The following is a 26644-nucleotide window of genomic DNA, read 5'->3' as shown; positions in this document are numbered from 1 at the left end:
TCAGGGTTGCCTGGGCCACAAGGCGTACGGCGCGGCCCCCGGCCGGGCGATGTGAGAAAGCCCTGTGCGGGCTCTAATGGAACGTACAAGGGAACGGCAGAACGCAGAGCGCTACGGAGGGGCTGACGCGATGACGACCGGGTACGCGGGATTCGACAGCAACGAGGAACAGCCGGGCGGTGACGACCCGTTCGCCCGCCCCTACCGCGCGCGCCGCCGCACCGCCGTGCGGGTACTGGTACCGCTCTCGGTCGCGGCCCTCGCGGCCACCGGCGTGGCCGTGGTGCCGGCGCTGGCCAGCACGGACGCGCCGACACTGCCTCAGGTGACGGCCCAGCAGCTCATCACGAAGGTGTTCGCCGATCAGACGCAGGCACTGAGCGGCACCGTCCAGGTCTCGACCGACCTGGGCATCCCGAGCCAGGTGCTCGACCTGGCCGGGCAGGGCGGGCTCGCCGGGACGGCGAACGCCGCGGGGGCGGCGGGCGGCAGCGGCCAGGCCCGGGAGCGCAACGGCGCTGCCGCCGCCGACCCGCAGGCCAAGCTGACCGCGCTGCTGGCCGGGGACCACACGCTGCGGATCGCGGCCGACGGCCCGGACAAGCAGCGCGTCGCGCTGGTGGAGCCGCTGGCCGAGTACGACCTGATCCACAACGGGGACCAGGCCTGGGCCTGGGACAGCGCCAGCAACCAGGCGCTGCACCTGGCCGGCGGGCCGCGCACGGCCAAGGACGCCGCCGGGCACGCTGCCGGGCACGCCAAGGGCCCCAGGGGTCCGCTCGACGGGGTGCCGACCACCCCGCAGCAGGCCGCCCAGCAGGTGCTGGCCGACAGCGCGGGCAGCTCGGACGTCTCGGTGGCCGGCACCACCACGGTGGCCGGGCGCAGCGCCTACCAGCTGAGCGTCAAGCCCAAGCAGTCCGGCTCGACGATCGCCGAGGTGAAGGTCGCCGTCGACTCCGCCACCGGCACCCCGCTCGCGGTGGTCGCCACCTCGACCTCGGGCAGCACCGTGCTGGACGCGCACTTCAGCGACGTCTCGTTCACCCGGCCGAGTGCGAGCACCTTCGACTTCACCCCGCCCAAGGGCGCCAAGGTGGTCGAGCAGGCCCCCGCGCAGCACGGGAAGGACGAGGCGGACGTCGCGCAGCGGCCGGGCACCGCGAACGGCGCGAAGGTGATCGGCAGCGACTGGACCAGCGTGGTCTCGTTCGCGCTCCCCGCCGCGACCGGTGCCGCCCCGCAGAGCGGCACCGGGCACCACAAGCAGCTGCCCAGCGCCGCCGAGCTGGTCAAGTCGCTCGGCAAGCCGGTGGCCGGCGGCACGCTGATCAGCACCAAGGTGGTCAACGTGCTGATCACCGACGACAACCGCGTCTACGCCGGTGCGGTCACCCTGCCGGTGCTCCAGGCCGCGGCGGGAGTGAAGTAAGTGACGCAGTCTCCGGCCGTCGACACGGCGGAGACCGCCGAGGGGGGCCGGGTCGCCGAGGCGGCCACGGCCCCCGTCGGCGGCCCGCCGGTGATCCGTACCCAGGGTCTGACCAAGCGCTTCGCCGGCGGGCAGCTGGCCGTGGACGGGCTGGACCTGACCGTGCCGCGCGGCAGCGTCTTCGGGTTCCTCGGCCCGAACGGCTCGGGCAAGACCACCACCATCCGGATGCTGATGGGCCTGATCGCCCCGACCTCCGGGGTGGCCGCCGTGCTCGGCGCACCGATGCCGCAGGCCTCGGCCAAGGTGCTGCCCCGGGTCGGCGCGCTGATCGAGGGGCCCGCGCTCTACGGCTACCTCTCCGGGCGCGACAACCTGGTCCGCTACGACTCGGCCGACCCGACCTCCGACCCGCGCACCCGCAAGGAGCGGGTGGCCCGGGCGCTGGAGCGCGTGGGGCTGGCCGCCGCCGCGGGCAAGAAGGCGCGGGCCTACTCGCTGGGCATGAAGCAGCGCCTGGGCCTGGCCGCCGCGCTGCTGCAGCCGCGCGAGCTGCTGGTGCTGGACGAGCCGACCAACGGACTGGACCCGCAGGGCATGCGGGAGATCCGGGCGCTGGTGCGCGAGGTCGCGGCGGAGGGCACCACCGTCTTCCTCTCCTCCCACCTGCTGGACGAGATCGAGCAGGTCTGCACGCACGCCGCGGTGATGTCCAGGGGCCGGCTGGTGGTGCAGGGCACGGTGGCCGAGCTGGCCGCCCGGGCGCAGGGCCGGCTGGTGGTCCGCACGGCGGACACCGAGGCGGCGCTGGCCGTGCTGACCGAGCACCGGGTGACCGGCCTGCGGGTCGGCGAGGGCCGGGTGGACGGCGAGTCGGGCGCCATGGACGACGAGGAGGCGCTGCCCGGGCTGTGCGCGGCGCTGGTGGCGGCCGGGGTGCGGGTGCGCGGCTTCGGGGTGGAGCGGGGCACGTTGGAGGACGCCTTCGTGGCGCTGACCGGGGAGGGCTTCGATGTCGCGGGTTGAGACCGCACCGGCGGCCGTGGCGGCGGCGGTGGCCGCCGGGCCGCGGTCGCAGACGGTGCCCGGGTTCCTGGCGCTGTTCCGCAGCGAGCTGGGGCTGACCTTCCGCCGGGTGCGCACGATGGCGCTGCTCGGCGTGCTGGCCGTGGTGCCGATCCTGATCGGCGTGGTGGTGCGGCTGGAGACCGGGAACATGCGCGGCGGCGACGGCGGCCCGGCGTTCCTGGCCCAGGTGACCCAGAACGGCGTCTTTCTGACCTTCACCGCGCTGGCCACCTCGCTGCCGATCTTCCTGCCGATGACGGTGGGCGTGGTGGCGGGCGACTCGGTGGCCGGCGAGGCCGCCACCGGCACGCTGCGCTACCTGCTGGTCGCCCCGGCCGGGCGTACCCGGCTGCTGGCGGCGAAGTTCACCACGGCGATGGCCTTCTGCGTGGCGGCGACGCTCGCGGTCGCGCTCTCCGGGCTGATCATCGGATCGATCCTGTTTCCGGTCGGCGACGTCACGCTGCTCTCCGGCGACACCATCGGGCTGGGCGCGGCGCTGCTGCGGGTGGTGCTGATCTCGGGCGTGGTGGCGCTCTCACTGGCCGGACTGGTGGCGGTGGGGCTCTTCATCTCCACCCTGACCAACAGCGGGATCGCCGCGATGGCGAGCACGGTCGGGCTGGTGGTCATCGTCCAGGTGCTGGACAGCTTCCCGCAGCTGCACGCCCTCCAGCCCTGGTTGCTGACCCACTACTGGCTCTCCTTCGGCGACCTGCTGCGGCAGCCGATGTACTGGCACGGGGTCTGGCAGGACCTGGGCCTGCAGGCGCTCTACGTGGCGGTCTTCGGCTCGGCCGCCTGGGCCCGGTTCACCAGCCGGGACATCACCGCGTGACGCCGGCCGACGCCGGGGCCACGGCCGGCGCCCCGGCGTCGGCCGGCAGCGCCCGGCCGGTGCGCATCCGGCGCAGCGCGTCCCAGGTGAGCAGCGCGAGCGCCGCCCAGACCAGCGCGAAGCCGGCCCAGCGGGCGGGCGGCATGGCCTCGTGGAAGTACAGGACGCCGCAGAGGAACTGGAAGACCGGCGCCAGGTACTGCAGCAGGCCCATGGTGGAGAGCGGGATCCGGATCGCGGCGGCACCGAACATGAGCAGCGGGACCGCGGTGATCGGGCCGGTCAGCAGGAGCAGCGTGAAGTGGCCCGCGCCGTGGCCGAAGACGGCGTGGCCGGTGACCGAGCGGTAGATCAGGAAGGCGAGCGCGAAGGGGAAGATGAAGGCGGTCTCCAGCGCGAAGCTCTCCAGCCCGCCGAGCGCGATCTTCTTCTTGAGCAGCCCGTAGACGGCGAAGCTGAGCGCCAGGGTGAGCGCGATCCACGGCAGCCGTCCGTAGCCGATGGTCAGCACCACGACGGAGAGCGCGCCGATCCCCACCGCCGCCCACTGCGCGCTGCGCAGCCGCTCCTTCAGCAGCAGGACGCCGAAGCCGATGGTGACCAGCGGGTTGATGAAGTAGCCGAGGCTGGTCTCCACCACGTGGCCGGAGTTCACGCCCCAGATGTAGACGCCCCAGTTGAGCGAGATCGCCGCCGCCGCGAGCGCGGAGAGCGCGAGCCGGCGCGGCTGGCCCAGCAGCGGGCGCAGCCAGGACCAGTGGCCCCGGACGGTCAGGATCAGCACGGCCACGACCAGCGACCAGCACATCCGGTTGGCCAGGATGTCCCCGGAGGCGGTGGGCTCCAGCAGCGGCCAGTAGAGCGGGAACAGGCCCCACATGCCGTACGCGGCCACGCCCAGCCAGACGCCGCGGCCCAGCTCCCGCTGGCTGCCCTGGCTCCCTCGGGTCTCCGGTGCCATGGCAGGCCTCTTCTCCGCTCGGCGCACGTGTGTCGTGGCGACGGTAGCGGGCGGGAGCCGGGCTTGTCATCTCCGTTCTCATAGTTTGGTCATGACAGAGCCGGCAGCCATGACCAGGTCGGTCATGGCAGGCCGGTCATGACCAGGAGCGCGCGGACCAGGGCACCGCGTCGACCGGCGCGGGCACCGCATCCACCGGCGCCGGCCGGGACGACAGCTCCGCTGCCGCCCGGCGGCCGAGCACCTGCACCAGATCGGTGTAGAGGACGGCGCGCAGCTCGGCCCGCCCGGGCGTCCGCGGCTTGCCGAGCGACACCGGCGCGGGCGTCGCTGCCGCCGTCAGTTCGGCCACCAGCCGCTGCGCCTGCGCCGCCGAGGCCGCCGCCTGCTTCGCGGCCCTGGTCGCCCGCGACGCCCGCAGGGCCAGCGCCAACGAGACGAGGATCAGAAAGTAGACAAGGACACTCGGCACGATTCCCCCCGAAGGACGCGATTTCGCCTGCCGCAGAGGCTACGCCCCGCTCCGGACAGGCCCAAGCAAGGGCCTGTCCGGCGGATCTTGCCGGACAGCCCTAGCCCACCCGCTCCCAGGGAGCCGGGCCGCTCAGGCCGTGCAGCTTCGCCGGGTTGACCTGGGCGCGCAGCTCGTGGAGCAGGCCGTCGCGGATCTCCACGGTGAGGCTGCCGATCGGGGCGCCGTCCTTGGTGAAGAGCATCGCCGGTTCGCCGTTGATCCAGGCCGGTTCGGCCAGCACGCCCACCATCTCGGGCTTGGCCAGCACGCCGAGCAGCCAGCGGGCCACGTGGTCCGGCCCGTGCAGCGGGCGGCGGGCGGCGCGCACCACGCCGCCGCCGTCCGACCAGGCGGTCACCTCGGGGGCCAGGAGCTCCATCACCCGGGCCGCGTCGCCGGTGGCGCAGGCCGCCATGAAGCGCTCGGTCGCCTCGCGGCGCCGGCCCGGGTCGGTCTCGAAGCGCGGTTGCCGGGCGGCCACGTGCTCCTTGGCGCGGTGCGCGGTCTGCCGCACGGCCGCCTCCGACTTCTCCAGCGCCTGGGCGATCTCGGCGTTGGAGTAGTCGAAGACCTCGCGCAGCACGAAGACGGCGCGCTCCAGCGGGCTGAGCGACTCCAGCACCACCAGCATCGCGAGCGAGACGGAGTCCGCGACCTCGGCGAACTCGGCGGCGTCCGGCGCGGTCAGCAGCGGCTCGGGCAGCCAGGGGCCGACGTAGGACTCGCGGCGGGCCTGGGCCGAGGTGAGCTTGTTGAGCGCCAGGTTGCTGACGGTCCGCACCAGGTAGGCCTTGGGGTGCTCGACGGCGGCCTGGTCCACCGCGGCCCACTTGAGCCAGGCGTCCTGCAGGATGTCCTCGGCGTCGGCCACGCTGCCCAACAGCCGGTAGGCGGTGGCGAACAGCAGCCGCCGGTTGTCGAGGAAGGGGTCGTCAGCGCGGGATTCGATCACCCACCCAGGCTGCCAGCGGCTCCCGCCCCCCGGCAAGGACCGGGGGGCGGGAGAACCGCCGGGAGCGGGGTGGCTCAGGCCACCGTCCAGGTGTCCTTGCCGGCCAGCAGGGCGGCCAGGTCGCCGGCCCCGCGCTGCTCGACGGCGGTCTCCAGCTGGTCGGCCATCAGCGTGTCGTAGACCGGGCGCTCGACATCGCGCAGCACGCCGATCGGCGTGTGGTGCAGGCCCTCTTGCCCATGTCCCGTGTTGTCGGCGAGGCGGGTGAGCGCGAAGGCCGTCACCGGGCTGGCCGCGTGCGCGTCGTGGACCAGCACCTCGGCCTGGTTGGCCTCGGTGAGCTCGGCGACGGTCAGCTCGCCGGTGGCCCGGTCGCGGAAGACGCCCTGCCCGGCGAAGGTGATCGGCTGCCCGTGCTCCAGGCGGACCAGCGCCCGCTCGGCGGTGGCCGGGTCCTTGAGCACCTCGAAGGCACCGTCGTTGAAGATGTTGCAGTTCTGGTAGATCTCCACCAGCGCGGTGCCCTGGTGCTCGGCCGCCGCCCGCAGCACCGAGGTCAGGTGCTTGCGGTCGGAGTCGATGGTGCGCGCCACGAAGGTGGCCTCGGCGCCGAGCGCGAGCGAGAGCGGGTTGAACGGCGCGTCCAGCGAGCCCATCGGCGTGGACTTGGTGATCTTGCCGACCTCGCTGGTGGGCGAGTACTGACCCTTCGTCAGCCCGTAGATCCGGTTGTTGAAGAGCAGGATCTTCAGGTTGACGTTGCGGCGCAGCGCGTGGATCAGGTGGTTGCCGCCGATCGAGAGCGCGTCGCCGTCGCCGGTGACCACCCAGACGCTCAGGTCCTGGCGCGAGGCGGCGAGTCCGGTGGCGATCGCCGGGGCGCGGCCGTGGATCGAGTGCACGCCATAGGTGTTCATGTAGTACGGGAACCGCGAGGAGCAGCCGATCCCGGAGACGAAGACGGTGTTCTCCCGGCGGATGCCGAGCTCCGGCATGAAGGACTGCACGGCCGCCAGGATCGCGTAGTCCCCGCACCCGGGGCACCAGCGCACCTCCTGGTCGGTCTTGAACTCCTTGGCGCTCTGCGGCGCATCGGCCTTGGGCACCAGCTTCAGCGAGGGGAAGCCCCGATTGTCAGTGGCACTCATCGTCGTCGCTCCCGTCCAGCGTTCCGATCGCCGCCCACAGCACGTCCGCCAACTGCGCCGCCTTGAAGGGCAGTCCGCGCACCTGGTTGTAGGACTGGGCGTCCACCAGGTACTTGGCCCGCAGCAGCAGGGCGAGTTGGCCGAGGTTCATCTCGGGCACGATGACCTTGTCGTAACTGCCCAGCACGGCGCCCAGGTTGGCCGGGAAGGGGTTGAGGTTGCGCAGGTGCGCCTGGGCGATGTGACCGCCGTCGGCGCGCAGGCGGCGCACCGCCGCGGTGATCGGCCCGTACGTCGAGCCCCAGCCGATCACCAGCACCCGCGCCTTGCCGTCCGGGTCGTCGACCTCGATCGGGGGCACCGTGATGCCGTCGATCCTGGCCTGCCGGGTGCGGACCATCAGGTCGTGGTTGGCCGGGTCGTAGGAGATGTTGCCGGTGCCGTCCTGCTTCTCGATGCCGCCGATCCGGTGCTCCAGACCGGCCGTGCCGGGCACCGCCCAGGGCCGGGCGAGGGTCTGCGGGTCGCGCTTGTAGGGCCAGAACTCGCCCTCGGGGGTGTTCGGGCCGCTCGCGAAGTCCGGTTCGATCGCGGGCAGTTCACGGACGGCCGGGATCCGCCAGGGCTCCGAGCCGTTGGCCAGGTAGCCGTCCGAGAGCAGGAAGACCGGGGTGCGGTAGGTGACCGCGATCCGGGCAGCCTCCAGCGCGGCGGTGAAGCACTCGGCCGGGGTGGCCGGCGCCACGATCGGCACCGGCGCCTCGCCGTTGCGCCCGAACATCGCCTGCAGCAGGTCGGCCTGCTCGGTCTTGGTGGGCAGCCCGGTGGAGGGGCCGCCGCGCTGGATGTCCACCACCAGCAGCGGCAGTTCGAGCGAGACGGCCAGGCCGATCGTCTCCGACTTGAGCGCCACACCGGGGCCCGAGGTGGTGGTCACGCCCAGCGCGCCGCCGAAGGCCGCGCCCAGCGCGGCCCCGATGCCCGCGATCTCGTCCTCGGCCTGGAAGGTGCGCACGCCGAAGTTCTTGTGCTTGGAGAGCTCGTGCAGGATGTCGGAGGCCGGCGTGATCGGGTAGGAGCCCAGGAAGAGCGGCAGGCCCGAGCGCTGCCCGGCGGCGATCAGGCCGTAGGCCAGCGCCAGGTTGCCGGAGATGTTGCGGTAGGTGCCGGCGGGCAGCTTGGCCGGGGCCACCTCGTAGGAGACCGCGAAGTCCTCGGTGGTCTCACCGAAGTTCCACCCCGCCTTGAAGGCCGTGATGTTGGCCTCGGCGATGGCGGGCTTCTTGGCGAACTTGGTCCGCAGGAAGCTCTCGGTGCCGTGGGTGGGGCGGTGGTACATCCAGGAGAGCAGACCGAGCGCGAACATGTTCTTGGCCCGCTCGGCGTCCTTGCGGGCCAGCCCGCTCTCCTTGAGCGCCTCCAGCGTCAGCGTGGTCAGCGGCACCTTGTGCAGGTGGAAGGCGTCCAGCGAGCCGTCGCCCAGCGGGTCGGCCGCGTAGCCGACCTTGGCCAGCGCCCGCTTGGTGAACTCGTCGGTGTCCACGATGATCTCGGCACCGTGCGGCAGGTCGGGCAGATTGGCCTTCAGGGCCGCCGGGTTCATCGCCACCAGCACGTTCGGCGCGTCGCCGGGGGTGAGGATGTCGTGGTCGGCGAAGTGCAGTTGGAAGCTGGAGACCCCGGGCAGGGTGCCCTGGGGCGCCCGGATCTCGGCGGGAAAGTTGGGCAGAGTGGACAGATCGTTGCCGAAGGAGGCGGTCTCCGAGGTGAACCGGTCACCGGTGAGCTGCATCCCGTCGCCCGAGTCCCCCGCGAAGCGGATGATCACCCGGTCGACCCGACGAATGGGCTTGGGCCGCCGGGGCGCCGCCGCGTCCGGCCGACCTGGTGGGTCGCTCGGACTGCCCCCTACTGCTGCTACCTGATCGACCTCGCTGGTCACTGCCGCGAACCTCCCTCAGGGGTACCAGCCGCGGGCGTGAGCCGTGTGCCCCGTCCGCCTGGTGCACCGATCGAATCCTATGCGGATGGTGATTCGCTGGGATGTAACTACAGCAAAGGCATTCCCTTGAGTATTTCCGCGTCAGCGCCCAGGAACCGCGGGGTCAGCGCGGTGTCACGGCGGCGTCAGGAATTCAGGTGGACGGCAGTGCGGCGTCAGGGCGGCGTCAGGAATTCAGGTAGGTGAGCACCGCGAGCACCCGGCGGTGGTCCTCGGGGCTCTGCGCCAGGCCCAGCTTCAGGAAGATGTTGCTGACGTGCTTCTCCACCGCGCCGTCGGAGATCACCAGCGTCTTGGCCACCGCCGCGTTGGTCCGCCCTTCGGCCATCAGCGCGAGCACCTCGCGCTCGCGCGGGGTCAGCCGGCTCAGCACGTCACCCTTGCGGCTGCGGCTGAGCAGCTGCTGGACCACCTCCGGGTCCAGCGCGGTGCCGCCGCCGGCCACCCGGACCACCGCGTCCACGAACTCGCGCACCTCGGCGACCCGGTCCTTGAGCAGGTAGCCGACCCCGCGGGTGGAGCCGGCCAGCAGCTCGGAGGCGTACTGCTCCTCCACGTACTGGGAGAGCACCAGCACCCCGAGCCCCGGGTAGAGGCCGCGCAGCGTCACGCAGGCCCGCACGCCCTCGTCGGTGTGGGTGGGCGGCATCCGCACGTCGGCCACCACCACGTCGGGCAGCGCGCCGGCCTCGGCCAGGTCGTGCACCGCCTTGAGCAGCGCCGCGCCGTCCCCGACCCCGGCGACCACCTCGAGACCGCGGTCGGTGAGCAGCCGGGTCAGGCCCTCCCGGAGCAGGACCGAGTCCTCGGCGATGACGACGCGCAGCATGTGATGCTTCTCCCCCGCGATGTGGTGCCCTGTGGTGCCGCATGGCGCTCGGTGGCGCCACGCCTCACATGGTACGGATCGCGACGGCGTCGCAGAGCCCCTGCAGGGCCGCCTTGGCCGGGCCCTCGGGCAGCGGGTCGAGCAGCGCGCGGGCCTCCTCGGCGTAGCGCAGGGTCTCGCGGCGGGCCCGCTCCAGCGCGGGGTGGCGGCGCAGCAGGCGCAGCGCCTCGGCGTGCAGCTGATCGTCCGTCAGGTCCTGCTCGAGCAGCTCGCGCAGCCGGGCGTCCTCCGGGTCGCTCTCGTCCAGCGGCATCGACTGCAGCAGCAGCACCGGCAGGGTGGGCACGCCCTCGCGCAGGTCGGTGCCGGGGGTCTTGCCGGACTCGTGGCCGTCGCTGGCGATGTCGAGCACGTCGTCGGCGAGCTGGAAGGCGATGCCCATCTTCTCGCCGTACTGGGTGAGGATCTCCACCACCCAGGGCTCGGCACCGGCCATCAGCGAGCCGAAGCGCCCGGAGACGGCGATCAGCGCGCCGGTCTTGCCGGCCAGCACCTCGAGGTAGTGGTCCAGCGGGTCGTCGCCGGGGCCGGGGCCCGCGGTCTCCAGGATCTGACCGGTCACCAGGCGCTCGAAGGCGTCGGCCTGGATCCGCACCGCCTCGGTGCCCAGCTCCGAGAGCACCTGGGAGGCGCGGGAGAAGAGGAAGTCGCCGGTGAGGATGGCCACCGAGTTGTCCCAGCGGGCGTTCACGGTGGGCACGCCGCGGCGCACCGGGGCCTCGTCCATCACGTCGTCGTGGTACAGCGTGGCCAGGTGGGTCAGCTCCACGACCACGGCGGCCGGCACCACGCCGGGCGCGTACGGATCGCCGAACTGGGCGGCCAGCATCACCAGCAGCGGGCGGAAGCGCTTGCCGCCGGCCTTGATCAGGTGGCTCGCGGTGACCTGGACCAGGGGGAGCTCGCTCTTGACGGCCTCGGCCATCGCGGCCTCCACCGCCTGCAGCCCCGCCTGGACGTCACGGTTCAGATCGCGGTCCTGCACGCTGAGCCCGAAGGGTTCCACGACGGTCACGAAGACCACTCCTGTCGCCGGTCGATCATGCGGTCCGGTCCCTGTTGCGGCCGCTGCCATCCCCAGCAGCGTATCCGGTCACGAGTGGATCACTGTACGGGCGTGCGGGTAGCGCGGCGAAGATCGCGCCGGGTCCGGGGTGTGCGCCCCGGACCCGGCCTGTCATCGGTACCGCCTCGCGGGGCGGCTCAGCGGGCGAACAGCGCCGCCCTGGACGCGAGGTCCAGGAAGTACTGCGGCAGCAGCCCGAGGCCGAGCGTGACGATCACGCCGAGCGAGATCGCCATCGTGGTGAAGACGCTGGGGATCGCCACCGCCGGGCCATTGGGCTGCGGGTCGGAGAAGAACATCAGCACGATCACCCGGATGTAGAAGAACGCGGCGACCGCCGAACTGAGCACACCGACGATCACCAGCGGGGTCGCCCCGCCCGCCGCCGCGGCCTGGAAGACCGCGAACTTACCGGTGAATCCGCTGGTCAGCGGGATGCCGGCGAAGGAGAGCAGGAAGAGCGCGAAGACCGCGGCGAGCAGCGGCGAGCGGCGCCCGAGCCCGGCCCAGCTGGACAGGTGGGTGGCCTCGCCCTTGGAGTCGCGCACCAGGGTGACCACCGCGAAGGCGCCCAGCGTGACGAAGGAGTACGCCAGCAGGTAGAAGAGCACCGCGCCCAGGCCCTGCCGGTTGGTGGCGATCACGCCGGTCAGGATGAAGCCGGCGTGCGCGATCGAGGAGTACGCCAGCAGTCGCTTCACGTCCTGCTGGGTCACCGCCAGGATCGCGCCGACGATCATGGTGAGGATCGCCACACCCCACATCACCGGGCGCCAGTCCCAGCGCAGTCCGGGGAAGGCCACGTAGAACAGCCGCAGCAGCGCGCCGAAGGCGGCCACCTTGGTCGCCGCGGCCATGAAGCCGGTGACCGGGGTCGGGGCGCCCTGGTAGACGTCCGGGGTCCAGGCGTGGAACGGCACCGCGCCGACCTTGAAGAGCAGGCCGACCCCGACCATCGCCAGGCCGATCAGCAGCAGCGCGTCGTTGTGCGTGGTGACCGCCAGCGCCGGGGTGACCGGGGCGTTGCCGGAGATGACGTCGGCGATCTCCGGGAGCCGGAAGGTGCCCGCGTACCCGTAGAGCAGCGCGCTGCCGAACAGGAAGAAGGCCGAGGCGAAGGAGCCCAGCAGGAAGTACTTGACGGCCGCCTCCTGGGAGAGCAGCCGGCGCCGGCGGGCCAGCGCGCAGAGCAGGTAGAGCGGGAAGGAGAAGACCTCCAGCGCCACGAACATGGTCAGCAGGTCGTTGGCGGCCGGGAAGAGCAGCATGCCACCGACCGCGAAGAGGGTCAGCGGGTAGACCTCGGTGGCCGCGAAGCCGGCCCGGGTGGCCTGCCTCTCCTGCTCGCTGCCGGGGGTCGCCGAGGCCTGGGCGACGAAGGGGTCGACCGGCACGCCCTCGGGGCGCGGGTCCAGGCGGCGCTCGGCGTAGAGGAGCACGGCGAGCACGGCGGCCAGCAGGATCACGCCCTGCAGGAAGAGCGCGGGGCCGTCCAGCGCCACCGAACCCATCGCCAGCAGGCCGCTCCTGGTGGTGCCGTAGCCCTGGGCGGCCAGCACCAGCACCGCGACGAAGGCTCCGGCGAGCCCGGCCAACGCCAGCGTCACCTGGGTGACGTAGCGGAACCGGCGCGGCACGAACGCCTCCACCAGGATGCCCGCCACGGCACCGCCGAAGACCACCAGCATCGGGGAGAGCTGGCCGTACTCGATGTGCGGGGCGGGGATGCTCGGTGTGTTGCCACCGGCCGCCGCCATCCACAAGCTGTGGACAGTCACTGCTGCTCACCTCCGGCAGGGATGGCCACCGGGTGGGCCGGGGCCGGGTCGGTCCGGTGGACCTGGGAGAGGGTGTCGGCCACCGCCGGGTTCACCAGGTCGGTGAGCGGCTTGGGGTAGACGCCGAGGACCAGGGTCAGCGCGATCAGCGGCGCGGCCACCAGCACCTCGCGCGCCTTCAGGTCGGCCATGCCGCTGACGCTCGCCTTCACCGGCCCGGTCATGGTGCGCTGGTAGAGCACCAGCACGTAGAGCGCGGCCAGCACGATGCCCAGGGTCGCGATGATCGCCAGCACCGGGTAGCGGGTGAAGGTGCCGACCAGGACCAGGAACTCGCTGACGAACGGCGCGAGTCCGGGCAGCGAGAGGGTGGCCAGGCCGCCGACCAGGAAGGTGCCGGCCAGCACCGGGGCGACCTTCTGCACGCCGCCGAAGTCGGCGATCAGGCGCGAGCCGCGGCGCGAGATCAGGAAGCCGGCCACCAGCATCAGCAGCGCGGTGGAGATCCCGTGGTTGACCATGTAGAGGGTGGCGCCGCTCTGGCCCTGGCTGGTCATCGCGAAGATGCCCAGGATGATGAAGCCGAAGTGCGAGATCGAGGCGTAGGCGACCAGCCGCTTGATGTCCTTCTGACCCACCGCCAGCAGCGCGCCGTAGATGATGCCGACGACGGCGAGCACCAGGATCGCGGGCGCGAAGAACTTGGAGGCGTCCGGGAACAGGCCCAGGCAGAACCGGAGCATCGCGAAGGTGCCGACCTTGTCGACCACCGCGGTGATCAGCACGGCGGTGCCGGCGGTGGACTCGCCCATCGCGTTCGGCAGCCAGGTGTGCAGCGGCCACAGCGGGGCCTTGACGGCGAAGGCGAAGAAGAAGCCGAGGAAGAGCGCGCGCTGGGCGGTCGGGTCGATGACCAGCTTGCCGTCCGCGATCGAGGAGGTCAGCGTCTGCAGGTCGAAGGTGCCCTGCCCCTGGTTCTGCGCGACCACGTAGAGGCCGATCACGGCGGCCAGCATGACCAGGCCGCCGAGCAGGTTGTACAGCAGGAACTTGACCGCCGCGTACGAGCGCTGACGGGCCGCCTCGGGGCCGCCCGCCCGGTCGCCGAAGCCGCCGATCAGGAAGTACATCGGGATCAGCATGGCTTCGAAGAAGACGTAGAACAGGAAGACGTCGGTGGCCAGGAAGGAGACGATCACCATCGCCTCGACCGCCAGGATCAGGGCGAAGAAGCCCTGGGTGCGGCGGCGCCCCTCGAAGGTGTTGGGGTCGGAGTTGCCCTCGGGGGTGGGCGCGGGGTCCGCGTCGTGCCAGGAGGCCAGCATGACGAAGGGCACCAGCACCGCGGTGAGCAGCACCAGCACGGCGCCGATGCCGTCCACGCCGAGCGAGAAGCTGATCCCGAAGGCGCGGATCCAGCTGTGCGACTCGGTGAGCTGGTAGCGCGGGCCGCCGCTCTTGAAGTCGCTCGCCACCAGGGCGGCGAGCGCGAGGGTGACGGCGGAGAAGGCGAGCGCCGTGATCTTGGTGGTGCGCCGGCGGGTGTCGCTGGTGCCGGCCGGCAGCGCGGCGGTGAGGACCGCCCCGACGGCCGGAACGGCACACGTCGTGGTCAGCAGGAAGCTCATGCGCGGGCCTCCTGACGATGCGTCATAGTCATACGGACCTCATCAGGAGGGTGGTGGCGACCAGCACCAGCGTGCCGCCGAACATGGACAGGGCGTAGGAGCGGACGTAGCCGTTCTGCACCCGGCGCAGCCGGCTGGAGACGCCCCCGATGGTGGCGGCCAGGCCGTTGACGACGCCGTCGAGTCCCTTGCTGTCGAAGAAGACCAGCGCGGCGGTCAGCGCGGAGCCGGGGCGGACCAGGACGGCGTGGTTGAAGTCGTCCTGGAGCAGGTCGCGGCGGGCCGCGCGGGTGAGGGCGGAGCCGACCGGCGCGACGACCGGCACCGGGGTGCGGCCGTAGACCAGGTAGGCCAGCCCCACGCCGGCCAGCATGCAGGCGGTGGTGAGCAGGGTGATCGCGATCGAGGGCAGCGGCGAGTGGCCCTCGCTGTGCCCGGTGACCGGCTCCAGCCAGTGCAGGAAGGAGCTGTTGACGCTGAACAGGCCGCCCGCGAAGACCGAACCGAAGGCCAGCACGATCATCGGGATGGTCATCGTCCGTGGCGACTCGTGCGGGTGCGGCTCGTGGCCCTCCGCGTCCGGCTGCCAGCGCTTCTCGCCGAAGAAGGTCAGGATCATCACCCGGGTCATGTAGAACGCGGTGACCGCGGCGCCGATCAGGGTGACCGCGCCCAGGATCCAGCCCTCGGTGCCGCCCTTGGCGAAGGCGGCCTCGATGATCTTGTCCTTGGAGAAGAAGCCGGACAGCCCCGGGAAGCCGATGATCGCCAGGTAGCCGAGCCCGAAGGTGACGAAGGTGATCGGCAGGTACTTGCGCAGGCCGCCGTAGTGACGCATGTTCACCTCGTCGTTCATGCCGTGCATGACCGACCCGGCGCCGAGGAAGAGCCCGGCCTTGAAGAAGCCGTGGGTGACCAGGTGCATGATCGCGAAGACGTAGCCGATCGGACCCAGGCCCGCGGCCAGGATCATGTAGCCGATCTGCGACATGGTCGAGCCGGCCAGCGCCTTCTTGATGTCGTCCTTGGCGCAACCGACGATCGCACCGAAGATCAGCGTCACCGCCCCGACGCAGACGACCGCGAGCTGCGCGTCCGGCGCCAGGTCGAAGATCGCGCTCGAGCGGGTGATCAGGTAGACGCCGGCGGTCACCATGGTGGCCGCGTGGATCAGGGCGGAGACCGGGGTCGGGCCCTCCATCGCGTCGCCGAGCCAGCTCTGCAGCGGCACCTGGGCCGACTTGCCGCAGGCCGCGAGCAGCAGCATCAGGCCGATCGCGGTCAGCCTGCCCTGGCTCGCCTCGTGCGCGGTGGCGAAGACCGGGCCGAAGGCGAAGCTGCCGAACTGGGTGAACATCAGCATGATCGCGATCGACAGGCCGACGTCGCCGACCCGGTTGACGATGAACGCCTTCTTGGCGGCGGTGGCCGCGCTCGGCTTGTGCTGCCAGAAGCCGATCAGCAGGTACGAGGCGAGCCCGACGCCCTCCCACCCGACGTACAGCAGCAGGTAGTTGTCCGCCAGCACGAGCAGCAGCATGGCGGCCAGGAAGAGGTTGAGGTAGCCGAAGAACCGGCGCCGGCGCTCGTCCTGCGCCATGTAGCCCACCGAGTAGAGGTGGATCAGGGTGCCGACGCCGGTGATCAGCAGCACGAAGGTGATCGAGAGCTGGTCGAGCTGGAAGGAGACGTCGGCCTGGAAGCCGGCCACCGGGATCCAGCTGAACAGGTGCTCGCTGACGGCTCGTTGGTCGGTCGGGCGACCGAGCATCTGGAAGAAGAGGACCAGTCCGAAGACGAAGGAGAGCAGCGCGGCGAAGGTGCCCAGCCAGTGGCCGAAGCGGTCCAGGGCACGGCCGCCGAGCAGCAGCACGGCAGCACCGAGCAGCGGGGCCGCCACGAGCAGCGGAATGAGAGAGTTCACTTAGGGCCCCTACAGCTTCATCAGGTTGCTGTCGTCGACCGAAGCCGAGTGCCTGGTCCTAAAGATGCTCACGATGATCGCCAGGCCCACCACGACCTCGGCGGCGGCGACCACCATGGTGAAGAAGGCCAGGATCTGGCCGTCCAGGTTGCCGTGCAGCCGGGAGAAGGTGACCAGGGCGAGGTTGGCGGCGTTGAGCATCAGCTCCACGCACATGAACAGGACGATGGCGTTGCGCCTGATCAGCACCCCGCTGGCCCCGATGGTGAACAACAGGGCCGCGAGATACAGGTAGTTGACCGGGTTCACTCCGCCTCCTCCGCATCGTCCCGGTTCGGGGTCTCCCTCGTCGGGCTCTCCTTCGTCAGCGCGGCGGTCAGCGCCGCGCGGCCCTGCCCCGCGTCCTGGGCCGGCACCGGCCGCTCGGACGGCGGGCGGCCCAGCCACTCGGAGGTGGCGTTCTCCAGCTCGGCCATCCGGTGCAGCATGTCCTGGCTGACGTCGCGGATCTGGCCGCGCTCGCGCAGGGTGGCCATCACCGAGTCCTCGGCGATGGTGCCGTCCGGCAGCAGGCCCGCGATGTCCACCGCGTTGTGCCGGGCGTAGACGCCGGGCGCCGGAAGCGGCGGGATCTGCTTGTTGTCCTTGATCCGCTGAGCGGCCAACTCGCGCTGGGTGAGCCGGGGTTCGACGCTCTCGCGGTGGGTGAGCAGCATCGCGCCGACCGCCGCGGTGATCAGCAGCGCGCCGGTGACCTCGAAGGCCCAGACGTACTTGGTGAAGATCAGCCGGGCCAGGCCCTGCACGTTGCCCTCGGCGTTCGCCTCGGCCAGGCCGGTGAAGTGGCCGAGCCTGGCGTTGGCGATGCCCGCGATCAGCAGCGCCCCGAAGCCCAGGCCGCAGAGCACGGCGGCGATCCGCTGGCCCTTGAGCTGCTCCTTGAGGGAGTCGGCGGCCGTCACGCCGACCAGCATCACCACGAAGAGGAAGAGCATCATGATCGCGCCGGTGTAGACCACGATCTGCACCACGCCCAGGAAGACCGCGCCCTGGGCCAGGTAGCAGACCGCCAGCGCCAGCATGGTGGCGGCCAGGCAGAGCGCGCTGTGCACGGCCTTGCGCATCAGCAGCATGCCGAGCGCGCCGCCGACCGCGATCACCGCGAGCACCCAGAACTGGACCGCCTCGCCGGTGGAGGTCATGAGCTCACCTCCCGCTCGTGGCGCTCCTGGGTCTCGGTGCCGGGCGCGGCGTGGGTGACCTCGCCGCGGTAGTAGGCGCCCTCGTCGGTCCCCGGGTACATCGCGTGCGGCGCCTCGACCATGCCCTCGGTCAGGCCGGCCAGCAGCTGCTCCTTGGTGAAGATCAGGTCGGCCCGCGAGGAGTCGGCCAGCTCGTACTCGTTGGTCATGGTCAGCGCGCGGGTCGGGCAGGCCTCGATGCACAGCCCGCACAGGATGCAGCGGGCGTAGTTGATCTGGTAGACCGCGCCGTAGCGCTCACCCGGGGAGTAGCGCTCCTCCTCGGTGTTGTCGGCGCCCTCCACGTAGATCGCGTCCGCGGGGCAGGCCCAGGCGCACAGCTCGCAGCCGACGCACTTCTCCAGGCCGTCCGGGTGCCGGTTGAGCTGGTGGCGGCCGTGGAAGCGGGGGGCGGTGGGCTTCTTCTGCTCCGGGTACTGCTCGGTCAGCCGCTTCTTGAACATGGCCTTGAAGGTCACGCCGAAGCCGGCGGCCGGTCCCAGCAGCGACGGCTTGTCGTCGGACTCTGGCATCTCGGTTCAGCTCCCTTCCACATGGTTGGCGCCGTGGTTGGCACCGTTCAGCGCGTCCGCCAGCTCCTGCGGCGGGGTGGCCCGCGGCACCCGGCTGCGCCGGCGCGGCACCGGCGGCAGCTCCTGGCCGGGCAGCGGCGGGACCGGGTAGCCGCCCGCCATGGGATCGAACTCCCCGGTGGCGGGGGCCGGTTCGACCCCCTTCTCCTTGTCCCGGAAGGCGTCCCAGAGCAGCGAGAGGAGCAGCAGTACGGCCACCGGCGCGCCCACGTAGAGCACCACGTTGCCGAAGCCGTTGCCCTCGTTGCGCAGCGCCCGGACGCTGGCCACCATCACCAGCCAGACCAGCGAGACCGGGATGAGCACCTTCCAGCCCAGCTTCATGAACTGGTCGTAGCGCAGCCGGGGCAGCGTGCCGCGCAGCCAGATGAAGAAGAAGAGCAGCAGCTGGATCTTGATCACGATCCAGAGCAGCGGCCACCAGCCGTGGTTGGCGCCGGCCCAGAAGGTGGAGATCGGCCACGGGGCCCGCCAGCCGCCCAGGAAGAGCGTGCTGGCGACCGCCGAGACGGTGACCATGTTGACGTACTCGGCCAGCATGAACATCGCGAACTTCAGCGAGCTGTACTCGGTGTTGAAGCCGCCGACCAGCTCGCCCTCGGCCTCCGGCAGGTCGAAGGGCGCCCGGTTGGTCTCCCCCACCATCGCGATGATGTAGACGATGAACGAGACCGGCAGCAACACCGCGAACCAGGTGGGCCGTTGGGAGTCGACGATCTGCGAGGTCGACATCGAGCCGGAGTAGATGAAGACGGCGGCGAAGGAGAGGCCCATCGCGATCTCGTAGGAGATCATCTGCGCCGAGGAGCGCAGGCCGCCGAGCAGCGGGTAGGTCGAGCCGGAGGACCAGCCGGCCAGCACGATGCCGTAGATCCCGATCGAGGCGGTGGCCAGGATGTAGAGCAGCGCCACCGGCAGGTCGGTGAGCTGCATCGGGGTGCGGGTGCCGAAGATCGAGATCTCGTTGTCGGCCGGGCCGAACGGGATCACCGCGATCGCCATGAAGGCCGGGATCGCACAGACCACCGGCGCCAGGACGTAGACCACCTTGTCCGCCCCGGAGACCACCAGGTCCTCCTTCAGGGCGAGCTTGACGCCGTCGGCCAGCGACTGCAGCAGGCCCCAGGGGCCGTGCCGGTTCGGGCCGATGCGCAGCTGCATCCAGGCGACGACCTTGCGCTCCCAGACGATCGAGACCAGCACGGTGATCAGCAGGAAGGCGAAGCAGAAGACCGCCTTGAGCAGCACCAGCCACCACGGGTCGCGCCCGAAGAAGCCCAGCGTCTCGTAGCCGGCGGCGAGTTGTGCGTGGAGCATTACCGGTCCCCTTCCGCCGGGGCGATGGTCACCAGGTGACCGACCGTGGTGCCGAGAGTGCGGTGGACGCCCTGCTCGACGGAGTTGACGGGCAGCCAGACGGTGCGGTCCGGCATCTCCGGGGAGAGCTCCAGCGGCAGTTCCAGCGAGCCGGCCGGGCCGCTGACCCGCAGGCGCTCGCCCGCTCCGATCTCCGCCGCGGTGCCGGGCGAGAGCCGGGCCACCGCCCGGTGCCGGGTGCCGGCCAGGTGCTCGTCACCCTGCTGCAGCGTGCCGCGGTCCAGCAGCATCCGCCAACCGGCCAGCACCGCCTGGCCGTTGGCGGGCCTCGGCAGTGCGGATGGGTGGCCGGCCGGGGCGGCGGGGTGGTCGCCGGACCACGGCGCGAAGGTGTCCAGCTCCAGCCGGGCGGCCCGGACGTCGGGCAGCCCGAGGCGGTGGCCGAGCGCGTCGGCCAGCATGTGCAGCACCCGGACGTCCGAGTGCAGGTGCCGGCCCATCTGCTGGTCGGGCTTGAGCGCGGCCTCGAACATCCGCACCCGGCCCTCCCAGTTGAGGAAGGTGCCGGCCTTCTCGGCCACCGCGGCCACCGGCAGCACCACGTCGGCGTGCGCGGTGACGGCCGAGGGGCGCAGCTCCAGCGAGATCACGAAGCCGACCCTGGCCAGCGCCTCCTCGGCCAGCTGCGGGTCCGGCAGGTCGTCCGGGTCCAGGCCGCCGACCAGCAGCGCGTCCAGGTCGCCGTGCGCGGCGGCGGCCAGGATCTGGCCGGTGTCGCGCCCGAGCCGGGCGGGCAGTTCGGCCACCCCCCAGGCGGTGGCGGCGTCGAGACGGGCAGCCGCGACGGTCACCGGGCGGCCACCGGGCAGCAGGCCGGGCAGCGCGCCGGCCTCCAGCGCGCCGCGCTCGCCGGCCCGGCGCGGCACCCAGGCCAGCCGGGCACCGGTGGCGTGCGAGAGCCGCAGCGCCGCGGTGAGCGCGCCGGCGGTCTGCGCCAGGCGCTCGCCGACCATGATCACGGCGCCGGGCCTGCGCAGCAGCTCGGCGGCGCGTCCGGCCTCGTCGCTCAGCGGCTCCTCGGCCGCCAGCGCGCCCAGCCACTCGGCCTCGGTGCCCGGGGCGGCCGGCAGCAGCGAGCCGCCGAGCTTGGCCAGGCCGCGCGAGCGGTGGTCGGCGATGGCGACGACCTTGAGGCCCGAGCGGCTCGCCTTGCGCAGCCGCAGGAAGACGATCGGCGACTCCTCCTCGGGCTCGAAGCCGGCCAGCAGGACCACCGGTGCCTGCGCCAGCGCCCGGTAGGTCACCGGCTCGGGACTGCCGAGGTCGACCCCGCGCCCGGCCACGGCGGCGGCCAGGAAGTCCGCCTCCTCGGCGCTGTGCGGGCGGGCCCGGAAGTCCACGTCGTTGGTGCCGAGCACCACCCGGGCGAACTTGGCGTAGCCGTAGGCGTCCTCCACGGTGACCCGGCCGCCGGTGAGCACCGCGCTGCGCGAGCCGCGCAGGCCCTCGGCGGCGGCCGCCAGCGCCTGCGGCCAGGAGGCCTCGACGAGCTCACCGGTCTCCCGGTCGCGCACCAGCGGGGTGGTCAGCCGGTCGCGCTGCTGGGCGTAGCGGAAGGCGAACCGGCCCTTGTCGCAGTTCCACTCCTCGTTGACCTCCGGGTCCTCGCCGGCCAGCCGGCGCAGCACCTTGCCGCGCCGGTGGTCGGTGCGCTGGGCGCAGCCCGAGGCGCAGTGCTCGCAGGTGCTGGGCGAGGAGACCAGGTCGAAGGGGCGCGAGCGGAACCGGTAGGCGGCCGAGGTGAGCGCGCCGACCGGGCAGATCTGGATGGTGTTGCCGGAGAAGTACGAGGCGAAGTCGTCACCGGCACCGGTGCCGACCTGCTCCAGCGCGCCGCGCTCCAGCAGCTCGATGAACGGGTCGCCGGCGATCTGCTGGGAGAAGCGGGTGCAGCGGGCGCAGAGCACGCAGCGTTCGCGGTCCAGCAGCACCTGGCTGCTGATCGGGATCGGCTTCTGGTAGGTCCGCTTCATGCCCTCGAAGCGGGAGTCGGCGGCGCCGGTGGACATCGCCTGGTTCTGCAGCGGGCACTCGCCGCCCTTGTCGCAGACCGGGCAGTCCAGCGGGTGGTTGATCAGCAGCAGCTCCATGACGCCGCGCTGGGCCTTCTCCGCCACCGGCGAGCTGATCTGGGTGCGCACCACCATGCCCTCGGCGACCGGGATGGTGCAGGAGGCGACCGGCTTGCGCTGGCCCTCGATCTCCACGATGCACTGGCGGCAGGCGCCGACCGGGTCCAGCAACGGGTGGTCGCAGAACCGGGGCACCTGGGTGCCGATGGCCTCGGCGGCGCGGATCACCAAGGTGCCCTTGGGGACCTGGACTTCGACGCCGTCGATGGTGAGCGTGACGAGGTCGGTGGCGGCCTTGACGGCTGATGGCTCCGTGACGGTCATGCGTGCACCTCCCTCTCGGTGACGGGCTCGGGGGTCGAGGAGCGGGGGCTCTCGGCCCAGACGGTGGCGGCGGCCGGGTCGAACGGGCAGCGGCGCTCGGCCAGGTGCCGCTCGTACTCGGCCCGGAAGTACTTCAGCGAGGAGGCGATCGGGCTGGCCGCGCCGTCGCCCAGGGCGCAGAAGGACTTGCCGTTGATGTTGTCGGCGATGTCGAGCAGCTTCTCCAGATCGCCCTCGACGCCCTCGCCCGCCTCGATCCGGCGCAGCAACTGGACGAGCCAGTACGTGCCTTCGCGGCACGGGGTGCACTTGCCGCAGGACTCGTGGGCGTAGAACTCGGTCCACCGGGTCACCGCGCGCACCACGCAGGTGGTCTCGTCGAAGATCTGCAGCGCCTTGGTGCCGAGCATCGAGCCGGCCGCGCCCACCGCCTCGTAGTCGAGCGGCACATCGAGGTGCTCCTCGGTGAACATCGGCGTCGAACTGCCGCCCGGGGTCCAGAACTTGAGCTGATGCCCGGCCCGCACCCCGCCGCTGACCTCGAGCAGCTGGCGCAGCGTCACGCCGAGCGGCGCCTCGTACTGGCCGGGGTTGGTGACGTGGCCGGAGAGCGAGTAGAGGGTGAAGCCGGGCGACTTCTCGGTGCCCAGCGAGGTGAACCACTCCTTGCCGCGGACCAGGATCGGCGGCACCGAGGCGATCGACTCGACGTTGTTGACCACCGTCGGGCAGGCGTACAGGCCCGCGATCGCCGGGAACGGCGGGCGCAGCCGGGGCTGGCCGCGGCGGCCCTCCAGCGAGTCGAGCAGCGCGGTCTCCTCGCCGCAGATGTAGGCGCCGGCGCCCGCGTGCACGGTGATGTCGAGGTCCACCCCCGAGCCGAGGATGTCCCGGCCGAGGAAGCCCGCGTCGTACGCCTCGGCGACGGCCGCGTGCAGCCGGCGCAGCACCGGGACCACCTCGCCGCGCAGGTAGATGAAGGCGTGGTCGCAGCGGATCGCGTAGGAGGCGATCACCATGCCCTCGATCAGCGCGTGCGGGTTGGCGAAGAGCAGCGGGATGTCCTTGCAGGTCCCGGGCTCGGACTCGTCCGCGTTGACCACCAGGTAGTGCGGCTTGCCGTCGTTCTGCGGGATGAACTGCCACTTCATGCCGGTGGGGAACCCGGCGCCGCCGCGACCGCGCAGGCCGGACTCCTTGACCAGCGCGATCAGCGCGTCCGGGTCCATCGCCAGGGCGTTGCGCAGGCCCTGATAGCCGTCGTGGCGTTGGTAGGTCGTCAGCGACCACGGCCGGTGGTCGTCCCAGGAGGCGGAGAGCACGGGGCTGAGCAGCTTCTCGGCCGGCTCGGTGGCGGTCATCACGCTTCCGTCCCTTCGTTGCGCGGGGAGACCACGCGGGCACCGGGCGCGCCGGGCAGCGACTCGCCCTTGGCCAGCCGCAGCCCGGCCAGGCTGGGCACACCGCCCGCGCCGGACTCGTCGTTGGCACCCTCGCGCGCGTCCGGGAAGCCGGCCAGGATCCGGGCGGTCTCCTTGAAGGAGCAGAGCCGGGCGCCCCGGGTGGGCCGCACCTCGGTGCCCGCGCGCAGCTCGTCGACCAGTTGCTTGGCGCTGTCCGGCGTCTGGTTGTCGAAGAACTCCCAGTTGACCATCACCACGGGGGCGTAGTCGCAGGCCGCGTTGCACTCGATGTGCTCCAGCGAGACCGAACCGTCCTCGGTGGTCTCGTTGTTGCCGATGCCCAGGTGCTCCTGGAGCCCGGCGAAGATCTCGTCGCCGCCGAGCACCGCGCAGAGCGTGTTGGTGCACACGCCCACGTGGTACGTCCCGGCGGGCTTGCGCCGGTACATCGTGTAGAAGGTGGCCACCGCCGTGACCTCGGCCGTGGTCAGCTCCACCTGCTCGGCGCAGAAGCGGATCCCGGTCGGGCTGACGAAGCCCTCCTCGGCCTGCACCAGGTGCAGCAGCGGCAGCAGGGCGGAGCGGGCCTGCGGGTAGCGGGCGATCAGCTCCTTCGCGTCGGCGGCGAGGCGCTGGTGCACCTCTGGCGGATAGGGCTTGGCCGGCAGCGCCGGCAGCCCGAGGTCGACGCCCGCATGAGGGTCGGATGTCACCGGTCAACGCCTCCCATCACCGGGTCGATCCCGGCCACCGCCACGATCACGTCGGCCACTTGGCCGCCTTCACACATCGCCGCCATCGACTGCAGGTTGGTGAACGAGGGGTCGCGGAAGTGCACCCGGTAGGGCCGGGTCCCGCCGTCGCTCACCACGTGCACACCCAGCTCGCCCTTGGGCGACTCCACCGCCGCGTACGCCTGGCCGACCGGGACCCGGAAGCCCTCGGTGACCAGCTTGAAGTGGTGGATCAGGGACTCCATCGAGGTGCCCATGATCTTCCGGATGTGGTCCAGCGAATTGCCCATGCCGTCCGGCCCGATGGCCAGTTGGGCCGGCCAGGCGATCTTCTTGTCGGCCACCATGACCGGCCCCGGGCGCAGCCGGTCCAGGCACTGCTCGACGATCCGCAGCGACTGCCGCATCTCCTCCAGGCGGATCAGGAACCGCCCGAAGGAGTCCGCGGTGTCCGCGACCGCCACCTCGAAGTCGTAGTCCTCGTAACCGCAGTAGGGATCGGTCTTGCGCAGGTCGTGCGGCAGGCCGGTGGCCCGCAGGATCGGCCCGGTGGCGCCCAGTGCCAGGCAGCCGGCCAGGTCCAGGTGGCCGACGTCGACCAAGCGGGCCTTGAAGATCGGGTTGCCGGTGGCCAGTTTGTCGTACTCGTGCATCCGGGAGCGGAAGAGCTTGACCGCCTCGCGGATCTGGTCGACCGCGCCCGGGGGCAGGTCCTGGGCCAGGCCGCCGGGGCGCACGTAGGCGTGGTTCATCCGCAGGCCGGTGACCAACTCGAAGATGTCCAGGATCAGTTCGCGGTCCCGGAAGCCGTAGATCATCAGCGTGGTGGAGCCGATCTCCATGCCGCCGGTGGCCAGGCACACCAGGTGCGAGGAGATCCGGTTGAGCTCCATCATCAGGACCCGGATCACGGTGGCCCGGTCCGGGATCTGCTCGGTGATGCCGAGCAGCTTCTCCACCGCCAGGCAGTAGGCGGTCTCGTTGAAGAGCGGGGTGAGGTAATCCATCCGGGTGACGAAGGTGGTGCCCTGCACCCAGTTGCGGTATTCGAGGTTCTTCTCGATCCCGGTGTGCAGATAGCCGATGCCGCACCTGGCCTCGGTCACCGTCTCGCCGTCGATCTCCAGGATCAGCCGCAACACTCCGTGGGTGGAGGGGTGTTGCGGACCCATGTTGACGATGATGCGTTCGTCGTCGGCACGCGCGACGGCCTCCGCCACCTCGCCCCAGTCGCCACCGGTGACGGTGAAGACCCGGCCCTCGGTGGTCTCGCGTGCTCCCGCCTCGTATTCGGTGCTCATCAGGAGTACGACCTCCGCTGGTCGGGAGCCGGGATCTGGGCACCCTTGTACTCGACGGGGATGCCGCCGAGCGGGTAGTCCTTGCGCTGCGGGTGGCCCAGCCAGTCGTCCGGCATCATGATCCGGGTCAGCGCCGGGTGACCCTCGAAGACGATCCCGAAGAAGTCGTAGGTCTCGCGCTCGTGCCAGTCGTTGGTGGGATAGACGCTGACCACCGAGGGGATCCGCGGGTCGGCGTCCGGCGCGGTGACCTCGATCCGGATCAGCCGGGTGTGGGTGATCGAGCGCAGGTGGTAGACCGCGTGCAGCTCGCGCCCGGCCTCACCCGGATAGTGCACGCCGCTGACGCCCAGGCAGAGTTCGAAGCGCAGCGCCGGGTCGTCGCGCAGTGTGCGGACGGTGGCCAGCAGGTGCTCGCGGGCGATCTGGAAGGTCAGCTCGGCGCGGTCGACCACGGTCTTCTCGATCACCACGGCCGGGTCGAGCCCCTGTTCCTCCAGGGCGCCCTCCAGCTCGTCGGCCACCTCGTCGAACCAGCCGCCGTACGGGCGCTCGGCCGGCGCGGGCAGCACGATCGCGGCGGCCAGGCCGCCGAAGCCCGAGGTGTCGCCGCTGCCGTGGGCACCGAACATGCCCTGGCGCCGGCCGATCACCTCGAGCGGGATCTCCTTGCGGGTCTCCGGGACGGCGGGAGCGTCCGGAGCCTGCGGGCCTTCGGGCTGCTTGGGAGCATCGGGCTGCTTGGGGGTGTCCGTCATTGCAGCAGCCCCCGCATCTCGCTGGTCGGGGTGGCGAGCAGCGCCCGCTCCTCGGCCGCTTCCTCGGCCCGCCGCCTGTTCACGCCGAGCGGCTCGTGCTGGATCTTGTGGTGCAGCTTGATGATCGCGTCCATCAGCATCTCCGGGCGGGGCGGACACCCCGGCAGGTAGATGTCCACGGGCACGATGTGGTCGACGCCCTGGACGATCGCGTAGTTGTTGAACATGCCGCCCGAGGACGCGCAGACGCCCATCGAGATGACCCACTTCGGGTTGGCCATCTGGTCGTAGACCTGGCGCAGCACCGGGGCCATCTTCTGGCTCACCCGCCCCGCCACGATCATCAGATCGGCCTGCCGGGGCGAGCCGCGGAAGACCTCCATCCCGAACCGGGCCAGGTCGTAGCGCCCGGCGCCGGTGGTCATCATCTCGATGGCACAGCAGGCCAGTCCGAAAGTGGCCGGGAAGACCGAGGCCTTTCTCACCCACCCCGCGGCACTCTCCACCGTGGTGAGCAGAAAGCCGCTCGGCAGCTTCTCCTCGATTCCCATCTACCCATCCCTCTCAGTGGCCTCAAGTCCAGCTGATCGCACTGCTGTTGATCGCCCCCGTGGTGATCGCCCGCCCGCTGCGCGCGGCGC

Annotated in this window: 23 protein-coding genes; 3 read left to right on the top strand and 20 right to left on the bottom strand. The window is 71.5% G+C overall.

The features are described from left to right. The first annotated feature begins 130 nt into the window (after nt 1–130). The 3 genes from OG294_RS23155 to OG294_RS23145 are packed head-to-tail and all read left to right on the top strand — an operon-like array spanning nt 131 to nt 3338. Nucleotides 131–1432: a LolA family protein gene (locus OG294_RS23155; RefSeq protein ID WP_327068446.1), complete on the top strand. Its 1302-nt coding sequence runs from the start codon at nt 131–133 to the stop codon at nt 1430–1432. After that, a complete protein-coding gene (locus tag OG294_RS23150) occupies nt 1433–2458 on the top strand; it encodes an ABC transporter ATP-binding protein (RefSeq protein WP_442789198.1) in 1026 nt (341 codons plus the stop codon). Next, nucleotides 2445–3338: an ABC transporter permease gene (locus tag OG294_RS23145; RefSeq protein ID WP_327068445.1), complete on the top strand. Its 894-nt coding sequence runs from the start codon at nt 2445–2447 to the stop codon at nt 3336–3338. Before OG294_RS23150 ends, OG294_RS23145 begins: the two co-directional genes overlap by 14 nt. Here OG294_RS23145 and rarD read toward each other — a convergent pair. The 20 genes from rarD to OG294_RS23045 all read right to left on the bottom strand — a co-directional run bounded on the left by rarD (nt 3328) and on the right by OG294_RS23045 (nt 26554). Beyond that, nucleotides 3328–4299 (bottom strand): EamA family transporter RarD, encoded by a 972-nt coding sequence (gene rarD, locus OG294_RS23140; protein WP_327068444.1) that lies wholly within the window; start codon nt 4297–4299, stop codon nt 3328–3330. The two genes, OG294_RS23145 and rarD, sit on opposite strands and share 11 nt — an antisense overlap. Before the next feature lie 136 nt (nt 4300–4435). Beyond that, on the bottom strand, nt 4436–4771 hold the full coding sequence (locus OG294_RS23135; RefSeq protein ID WP_327068443.1) for a hypothetical protein: 336 nt from the start codon (nt 4769–4771) through the stop codon (nt 4436–4438). Between the two features lie 100 nt (nt 4772–4871). Then, on the bottom strand, nt 4872–5765 hold the full coding sequence (locus OG294_RS23130; RefSeq protein WP_327068442.1) for an RNA polymerase sigma-70 factor: 894 nt from the start codon (nt 5763–5765) through the stop codon (nt 4872–4874). Between the two features lie 74 nt (nt 5766–5839). After that, nucleotides 5840–6913: a 2-oxoacid:ferredoxin oxidoreductase subunit beta gene (locus tag OG294_RS23125; protein WP_327068441.1), complete on the bottom strand. Its 1074-nt coding sequence runs from the start codon at nt 6911–6913 to the stop codon at nt 5840–5842. Then, complete coding sequence (locus OG294_RS23120) at nt 6900–8759, bottom strand: 2-oxoacid:acceptor oxidoreductase subunit alpha (RefSeq protein WP_327071636.1); 1860 nt, start codon at nt 8757–8759, stop codon at nt 6900–6902. The genes OG294_RS23125 and OG294_RS23120 overlap by 14 nt, the downstream gene beginning before the upstream one ends. Before the next feature lie 322 nt (nt 8760–9081). Next, on the bottom strand, nt 9082–9741 hold the full coding sequence (locus OG294_RS23115) for a response regulator transcription factor (RefSeq protein WP_327071635.1): 660 nt from the start codon (nt 9739–9741) through the stop codon (nt 9082–9084). 67 nt (nt 9742–9808) lie between these two features. After that, complete coding sequence (locus OG294_RS23110; protein WP_327068440.1) at nt 9809–10819, bottom strand: polyprenyl synthetase family protein; 1011 nt, start codon at nt 10817–10819, stop codon at nt 9809–9811. Nucleotides 10820–11007: 188 nt separating this feature from the next. Next, nucleotides 11008–12627: an NADH-quinone oxidoreductase subunit NuoN gene (gene nuoN, locus OG294_RS23105; RefSeq protein ID WP_327071634.1), complete on the bottom strand. Its 1620-nt coding sequence runs from the start codon at nt 12625–12627 to the stop codon at nt 11008–11010. A 17-nt stretch (nt 12628–12644) separates the two neighbouring features. Further along, on the bottom strand, nt 12645–14276 hold the full coding sequence (locus OG294_RS23100; RefSeq protein WP_327068439.1) for an NADH-quinone oxidoreductase subunit M: 1632 nt from the start codon (nt 14274–14276) through the stop codon (nt 12645–12647). Between the two features lie 28 nt (nt 14277–14304). After that, the gene (gene nuoL, locus OG294_RS23095) at nt 14305–16200 is read right to left on the bottom strand and encodes an NADH-quinone oxidoreductase subunit L (RefSeq protein ID WP_327068438.1); all 1896 of its coding nucleotides are present in this window, start codon (nt 16198–16200) and stop codon (nt 14305–14307) included. 9 nt (nt 16201–16209) lie between these two features. Further along, a complete protein-coding gene (gene nuoK, locus OG294_RS23090) occupies nt 16210–16509 on the bottom strand; it encodes an NADH-quinone oxidoreductase subunit NuoK (protein WP_327068437.1) in 300 nt (99 codons plus the stop codon). Further along, nucleotides 16506–17402 carry an NADH-quinone oxidoreductase subunit J gene (locus tag OG294_RS23085; RefSeq protein WP_327068436.1) on the bottom strand — a complete coding sequence of 299 codons (897 nt, stop codon included), beginning with the start codon at nt 17400–17402 and terminating at the stop codon, nt 16506–16508. Before OG294_RS23085 ends, nuoK begins: the two co-directional genes overlap by 4 nt. Beyond that, a complete protein-coding gene (gene nuoI, locus OG294_RS23080) occupies nt 17399–17974 on the bottom strand; it encodes an NADH-quinone oxidoreductase subunit NuoI (protein ID WP_327068435.1) in 576 nt (191 codons plus the stop codon). The genes OG294_RS23085 and nuoI overlap by 4 nt, the downstream gene beginning before the upstream one ends. Before the next feature lie 6 nt (nt 17975–17980). Then, nucleotides 17981–19351, bottom strand: coding sequence for an NADH-quinone oxidoreductase subunit NuoH (gene nuoH / locus OG294_RS23075; RefSeq protein WP_327068434.1), 1371 nt, complete (start codon nt 19349–19351; stop codon nt 17981–17983). Further along, a complete protein-coding gene (locus tag OG294_RS23070) occupies nt 19351–21807 on the bottom strand; it encodes an NADH-quinone oxidoreductase subunit G (RefSeq protein ID WP_327068433.1) in 2457 nt (818 codons plus the stop codon). Before OG294_RS23070 ends, nuoH begins: the two co-directional genes overlap by 1 nt. Then, nucleotides 21804–23168 (bottom strand): NADH-quinone oxidoreductase subunit NuoF, encoded by a 1365-nt coding sequence (gene nuoF, locus OG294_RS23065; protein WP_327068432.1) that lies wholly within the window; start codon nt 23166–23168, stop codon nt 21804–21806. The genes OG294_RS23070 and nuoF overlap by 4 nt, the downstream gene beginning before the upstream one ends. Then, complete coding sequence (gene nuoE / locus OG294_RS23060; protein ID WP_327068431.1) at nt 23168–23923, bottom strand: NADH-quinone oxidoreductase subunit NuoE; 756 nt, start codon at nt 23921–23923, stop codon at nt 23168–23170. The genes nuoF and nuoE overlap by 1 nt, the downstream gene beginning before the upstream one ends. Further along, a complete protein-coding gene (locus OG294_RS23055) occupies nt 23920–25245 on the bottom strand; it encodes an NADH-quinone oxidoreductase subunit D (RefSeq protein WP_327068430.1) in 1326 nt (441 codons plus the stop codon). Before OG294_RS23055 ends, nuoE begins: the two co-directional genes overlap by 4 nt. Next, entirely contained in the window at nt 25245–26003 is a 759-nt protein-coding gene (locus tag OG294_RS23050; protein WP_327068429.1) for an NADH-quinone oxidoreductase subunit C, read from the bottom strand. The genes OG294_RS23055 and OG294_RS23050 overlap by 1 nt, the downstream gene beginning before the upstream one ends. After that, nucleotides 26000–26554 carry a NuoB/complex I 20 kDa subunit family protein gene (locus OG294_RS23045; RefSeq protein WP_327068428.1) on the bottom strand — a complete coding sequence of 185 codons (555 nt, stop codon included), beginning with the start codon at nt 26552–26554 and terminating at the stop codon, nt 26000–26002. The genes OG294_RS23050 and OG294_RS23045 overlap by 4 nt, the downstream gene beginning before the upstream one ends. Nucleotides 26555–26644 lie beyond the last annotated feature (90 nt).

The sequence above is a fragment of the Kitasatospora sp. NBC_01302 genome (genome assembly GCF_035976515.1).
Taxonomy (GTDB): Bacteria; Actinomycetota; Actinomycetes; order Streptomycetales; family Streptomycetaceae; genus Kitasatospora.
Note: the sequence above shows the minus strand (reverse complement) of the source record. Positions and strands in the feature narration are given on the sequence as shown.

Coding starts and splice junctions, on each gene's coding strand:
- nuoI (WP_327068435.1), bottom strand. CDS start 17,974: ATGCCAGAGTCCGACGACAAGCCGTCGCTGCTGGGACCGGCCGCCGGC.
- OG294_RS23045 (WP_327068428.1), bottom strand. CDS start 26,554: ATGGGAATCGAGGAGAAGCTGCCGAGCGGCTTTCTGCTCACCACGGTG.
- OG294_RS23155 (WP_327068446.1), top strand. CDS start 131: ATGACGACCGGGTACGCGGGATTCGACAGCAACGAGGAACAGCCGGGC.
- OG294_RS23050 (WP_327068429.1), bottom strand. CDS start 26,003: ATGACGGACACCCCCAAGCAGCCCGATGCTCCCAAGCAGCCCGAAGGC.
- nuoH (WP_327068434.1), bottom strand. CDS start 19,351: ATGCTCCACGCACAACTCGCCGCCGGCTACGAGACGCTGGGCTTCTTC.
- OG294_RS23125 (WP_327068441.1), bottom strand. CDS start 6,913: ATGAGTGCCACTGACAATCGGGGCTTCCCCTCGCTGAAGCTGGTGCCC.
- OG294_RS23055 (WP_327068430.1), bottom strand. CDS start 25,245: ATGAGCACCGAATACGAGGCGGGAGCACGCGAGACCACCGAGGGCCGG.
- nuoF (WP_327068432.1), bottom strand. CDS start 23,168: ATGACCGCCACCGAGCCGGCCGAGAAGCTGCTCAGCCCCGTGCTCTCC.
- OG294_RS23070 (WP_327068433.1), bottom strand. CDS start 21,807: ATGACCGTCACGGAGCCATCAGCCGTCAAGGCCGCCACCGACCTCGTC.
- OG294_RS23085 (WP_327068436.1), bottom strand. CDS start 17,402: ATGACCTCCACCGGCGAGGCGGTCCAGTTCTGGGTGCTCGCGGTGATC.
- OG294_RS23100 (WP_327068439.1), bottom strand. CDS start 14,276: ATGAGCTTCCTGCTGACCACGACGTGTGCCGTTCCGGCCGTCGGGGCG.
- nuoN (WP_327071634.1), bottom strand. CDS start 12,627: ATGGCGGCGGCCGGTGGCAACACACCGAGCATCCCCGCCCCGCACATC.
- OG294_RS23145 (WP_327068445.1), top strand. CDS start 2,445: ATGTCGCGGGTTGAGACCGCACCGGCGGCCGTGGCGGCGGCGGTGGCC.
- rarD (WP_327068444.1), bottom strand. CDS start 4,299: ATGGCACCGGAGACCCGAGGGAGCCAGGGCAGCCAGCGGGAGCTGGGC.